Here is a 1,439-nt window from a genome sequence, read left to right on the forward strand (position 1 = left end):
CCCAATGCCGGTGACTTTGTCCTGTCTGTCTCGTTGGTTGTGGTGTGGCGAGGGTGGGGCAGGTCAAGGCGCCTGCGGGCGAGCGGTTGTCGGATCGGATCGCGATCGGGGTGCTGACCCAGGCGTTTCCAAGGGATCTGGTCGATGAGGTGATCGCCGAGTGCGGTCGGGTCGAGCAGCGCAGTCGGCTGTTGCCGGCGCGGGTGGTCGTGTACTTCGTGCTCGCGATGTGCCTGTTCTTCGGGCAGGGCTACGAGGAGGTCGCCCGGCTGCTGGGCGAGGGGCTCGGGGACGGGCGACGGCCGTGGCGGGTGCCGACGACCGCCGCGATCGGCCGGGCCCGTCGCCGACTGGGTCCGGAGCCGTTGAAGGTCTTGTTCGCTCGGGTGTGCCGTCCGGTGGCGGTGGCCGGGACGGCGGGTGCCTGGTACCGGGACTGGCGTGTGGTGGCGGTGGACGGGACCACGCTGGACCTGGCGGACACCGAGGCCAACGACTCCTTCTTCGGCCGCCCGGGCTCCGGACGCGGGGTCGGCGCGTTCCCGCAGGCCAGGCTGGTCGGGCTGGCCGAGTGCGGCACCCACACCGTGTTCGGCGCCGAGATGGGGCCGCTGTCGGTCAGTGAGCAGACCCTCTCCCGGCAGTTGTTCAGCCACCTGCGGGCGGGGATGCTGCTGCTGGCCGACCGCGGCTTCTACGGCTTCGAGCTGTGGCAGCAGGCGCAGGCCGGCGGCGCCGACCTGTTGTGGCGGGTCAAGAAGAACGCAGCGCTGCCGGTCGTGCGGGTCCTGGACGACGGCTCCTACCTCAGCGAGATCTTCGCCGGGCGGGACCGCGTGACACGTCGCGACCCGGTGACCGTGCGGGTCGTCGAGTACACCCTCGCCTCCACCGGCGACGCCACCGTCTACCGCCTGATCACCACCGTCCTGGATCCCAATGAGGCACCGGCCGCCGAACTGGCCGCTCTCTACAGCCAGCGTTGGGAGATCGAGACCACGCTGGACGAGATCAAGACCCATCAGCGCGGCCCCAGGCTCGTCCTGCGCTCGAAGTACCCGTGGGGTGTCGAGCAGGAGGTCTACGGCCTCCTGCTCGTCCACCACGCCATCCGGCAGCTGATGCACCAGGCGGCCCTGCACGAGGGCCTGGATCCCGACCGGCTGTCCTTCACCCGCAGTCTGCGGGTCGTACGCCGCCAGGTACCCGCCCAGGCGGGACTTTCCCCCCGGCAGGCTCGCCGGGGCGCTGATCCGCACCCTGGCTGAGATCACCGAACGCCTGCTCCCCGAACGCCGGCAACGGACCTGCCCGCGCGTCATCAAACGCAAGATGTCGAACTGGCCCCTCAAGCGCGCCCGACACCGCGACTGGCCACCACCCGAACCGACAACAGTCACGATCGCCGAACCAGGAGCGACCTAAAGTCACCGGCATTG

General features: G+C 70.1%; 1 protein-coding gene. It reads left to right on the plus strand.

Translation table 11 applies throughout. The features are described from left to right. The first annotated feature begins 44 nt into the window (after positions 1-44). Positions 45-1,268, plus strand: a complete 1,224-nt coding sequence (locus tag ACFQ6N_RS40795; protein ID WP_380659193.1) for an IS4 family transposase — start codon at positions 45-47, stop codon at positions 1,266-1,268. The last annotated feature ends 171 nt before the right edge of the window (positions 1,269-1,439 follow it).

It is taken from the genome of Kitasatospora sp. NPDC056446 (genome assembly GCF_042796115.1).
GTDB lineage: Bacteria > Actinomycetota > Actinomycetes > Streptomycetales > Streptomycetaceae > Kitasatospora.